Raw genomic sequence first — 3,740 nt, forward strand, 5'->3', positions numbered from 1 at the left:
GGCTGATCGATTTCGAGATCGCGGTGTGGTCCTGCGTCACCACGCCGAGCTGCGCGACCCAGCAGTCCATCGCGTTGGCGATCCAGTCGTCGTAGCTCAGGATCGCATAGCCGTACGAGCCCCAGTCGGTGCCCCAGGAGTTCTGGATCAGGAAGCCGCGCTCGTTGTAGCCGACGATCGCGAACGCGTGGCCGGAATGCCGCGCGTGGCCGCCCTTCACCGGGATCTCCCAGATTCCCTTGCGCGGCTCGCTGAACGAGGTCGGCCGCTTCTTCAGCGCGGTGAGTTCGATGCCGTCGTCCCAGCCCGAGTGGCAGCCGGCGCTCGCATACAGGATGCCCACCTCGTTCAGCGCGGCATGCATGTCGGTGATCGCCTTGTGGTCGATGCGGTAGTAGGCGCCGAGCGGGCGCTTCACCGCATCGAACCACCAGTCGTCGGCCAGGCTCTTGCTGGCCGCCGGCATCTCGAGCCCGGGGAACAGCGGCTCGCGGCAGGCGCCGTGCTTGAACCAGCCCTTCATCGCACCGCGCAGGCTGGAGCCCTTGTCTTCGGACGAGCCCGGGTACTCGTCGTAGCGGCGCGCCATCGAGTACAGCATGTAGGGCGAGATGGCAGGCTTTCGTTCACGGCCCGAGGCCAGCAACAGGTGCTCGACGACCAGCGACAGCGCGAAGCCGGTGCAGGCCATCGTGTCGCCCTGGTACTTGACCGGCAGCCCGTGCTTCGGGAACAGCGTCGGTGGCGGCGCGCTGCCGATGGACGGGCGGTAGGGCCGGTCGCGCACGTCGATCTCGTCGGGGCGCGCGACGCGCATGAACGGCGAGTTCTTCGGCAGTGGGTCGGCGGTGGGGCGGCGCGGTTTCGCCGCCTTCGTTGCGCTCGCGACCTTCACCGTTCGTGCTGCCATGAAGCCTCCCCATCGATTCGATGTGCTTGTCGGATGCGCATTGGACCGCGTCAGGGCACGGGCCGCAAGCCTTCAACGTGAGGAGACCGGCATCGCTACTTGAGCTGGTAGCAGCCAGGCGTTTCGATGAACATCTCCGATCCGAGCTTGTAGCGCAACCCGCCGTATGAATACCGGATGCGACTCGCTGTCGACTGGCTCGCTGCCTCGATGGCAGCCTTGCGCACCGGCCGACTTCGCCTCTCCAGCAAGCTGTCGAAAATCAGGTACTCGCGTTCGGTGAGATAGGCAGGAATTTCCGACATTCCCCGCGGCGCCACCAGCACCGCATGCTGCTCGGGCCATACCGTGAAAGGCCCCACCCTGCGCACATCGCCATCCAGCACCTCGGCCGGCAACCTCAGCCTGTAGCCGCCATCCATGTTCTCGATGGCATTCTGCGGCAGCAACTGACGCGCGGAATTCACGCATTGCATCAAGTCGCGCCCGCATTGTTTCCTGAAGGCTTCCACCGTCACCAGCCGCCCCCGGGCACGACCCAGCCATTGCAGCACCAGCGTCACATGGGCTGCTGCACGAACGCTGCTGCCGTCCTCCCTGAAGATCTCACCCGACTGCGGCTCGAGCTGGGTGCCGAGTCCCAGCGGCAGCCGTTGAACGGCTGAAGTCTTCAACGCCTTGTGCGCGGGCGGAGTCGGCTGAACCCCGTCATCTCGATTGCGCAAGCGCTTGAGCTGTGCCCCCCGATCCACCGGATCGTGCCAACCCACCCAGGCCTCGGGTCGGCGCTCGGCGCCCACCAGGCGGCTCACTGCGCACTGCGCTTTCGCCCCCGCCTTCACGTCACTCACCCGATCCGGCAATCCCTTTGCAGCAGGTGTCCCCTCCAGCGCTGCGCGCCGGATCCCGCCGGGCCTGATTCGCAATTCCATGATGACCGTCCTTCCCGTAGTGTTAACAGGCCCTGGGCATGAGTCACGCCGGATCCGGAACAGTTCAACGAAGGCAGACCAGCGCCTCCAGTTTCCTGAGCTTCCTGGCCATCGCAGGAACGCTCAACGCCGGCAGAGCCCGCAGCGCGCGATCGGCCGAGCTACCGCTTCACCTCGTCGATCACCAGCAGCGTCGCGCCGTAGCTGCCATCGCACGGCGACTCGCCGGCGTCGCACACCGGCTTGCCGGCGAACGGGCTGTCGCCCGGCTGGCGTGCCGCCCACAGCTGCTCGGCGAGCCCGAGGTCGATCTCGGGGATCTGGTCGCCGGCCTTCTTGACGCCGATGCCGGTCATGTCGCGCGGCTTGCGCGACACCATCGCGACGATGTGGTCGGTGCCCGGCGGCCCGCCGGCAGTGATGTGCCAGCCGGCGCGCGGCAGCACGACCTCGCGGTTCAGCTCGATGCGGTTGTTCTTGTCGAGCTCGTTCGGGAACAGCAGGTAGAAGTGGGCCTTGTCGGTGCCGGCCAGGAACACGTACAGGTAGCCGGCCTCCGACGACTTGACGCGGAACTGCAGCCGGTCGCTGCCGATGCGCAGCTGCGACTTGTCGGCCAGTGCGTTGACGCCCAGCACCGGGTCGGCGTGGCGCACGATGTCCTGCAGCGCGGTGACCAGGCCGAACGGCACGGCTGGCGGCGGCGCGGGGGCGACGGCCGGTGCCGGTGACGGCGCCGTGGCAGTCGTCACCCCTGCGGTCGATGCGGACGGTGCCGCGGCCACGACGGCGGGCGCCGGTGCACGGCCGGCGAACCACCAGCCCGCCCCGGCCAGTGCGGCGACCACCAGCCCGGCCAGCGCATAGACACCGGCCCGCGACGGCGGCTTCGCATGCGGATCGGGCATCAGCTCGGCCGGCCGCGTCGATGGGGTGACCACCGTCGACGCGCCGAGGTCCGGCGGCACCGCCAACCCGCCGCGCGTCGAGCTGCCCAGCAGTTGCGACGGCGAATGCCCCAGCCCGTGCCCATGCCCACCCGGCAGCAAGGCCCGCAGCGCCGCCATGTCCTGCGGCCGGTCGTCCGGCTTCACCGCCAGCCCGGCATCGATGGCGGCCAGGAACTGCGGCGAATACCGCCCCGCCCCCGCCTGCACCGCCGGCTGCAGGTCGTCGGTGACGAGCCGGCTGACCGACGCGAGCGGCGCGCGCCCGGTGATCGAGGCATACAGCACCGCGCACAGCGCATACACATCGGTCCACGGCCCCTGGCGCATCGCCCTCGATTCGGCGTACTGCTCCACCGGCGCGTAGCCGGCCTTCAGGATCACCGTCAGCGCCTGCGTCGCATCGCCGATCACSCGCCGCGCGGCGCCGAAATCCAGCAGCACCGGCCGCATGCTCGCCGCGCCGCCGAACTGCGTGCTCTGCTGGTTCAGCAGCAGGATGTTGTCGGGCGCGATGTCGCGGTGGTAGCAGCGCTGGTGGTGCATCAGCTCCAGCGCGTCGATCAGCGGGTGCGCCACGCCGAGCAGCAGCGCCTCGTCGGGCCGGCCGTGCTCGATCAGCCACTGCTTCAGCGTCGGGCCTTCGTAGTACGGCATCACCATGTAGGCGGTGCCGTGCTGTTCCCAGAAGCGGTACACCTTGACCAGCGACGGGTGGTCGAACGCGGCCAGCAGCTGCGCCTCGTTGACGAAGCTGCGCAGACCCAGCTCGAAGGTCTCGCGATGGCGCGCCGAGCGCACCGAGACCTCGCACTGAGGGCCGCGCGTCGCGAGCGTCGCCGGCATGTACTCCTTCAGCGCGACCACGCGGCCGAGCTGGGTGTCGCGCGCCAGGTAGACGATGCCGAAGCCGCCTTCGCCGACCAGCCCCTCGACCACGTACTCCTGCAG

At 68.9% G+C, this 3,740-nt stretch carries 3 protein-coding genes; all 3 read right to left on the reverse strand.

Annotation, left to right across the window (positions count from 1 at the left end):
• A partial coding sequence (locus AC1D15_RS21755) for a C1 family peptidase (protein ID WP_477827606.1) occupies positions 1-910 on the reverse strand: 910 nt, incomplete at its 3' end.
• A 95-nt stretch (positions 911-1,005) separates the two neighbouring features.
• Entirely contained in the window at positions 1,006-1,842 is an 837-nt protein-coding gene (locus AC1D15_RS21760) for a hypothetical protein (RefSeq protein WP_477827607.1), read from the reverse strand.
• A 161-nt stretch (positions 1,843-2,003) separates the two neighbouring features.
• Positions 2,004-3,740 (reverse strand): protein kinase domain-containing protein (locus AC1D15_RS21765; protein ID WP_477827608.1); only part of this gene is annotated, 1,737 nt, incomplete at its 5' end.

Source organism: Rhizobacter sp. P2_H2 (assembly GCF_056403375.1).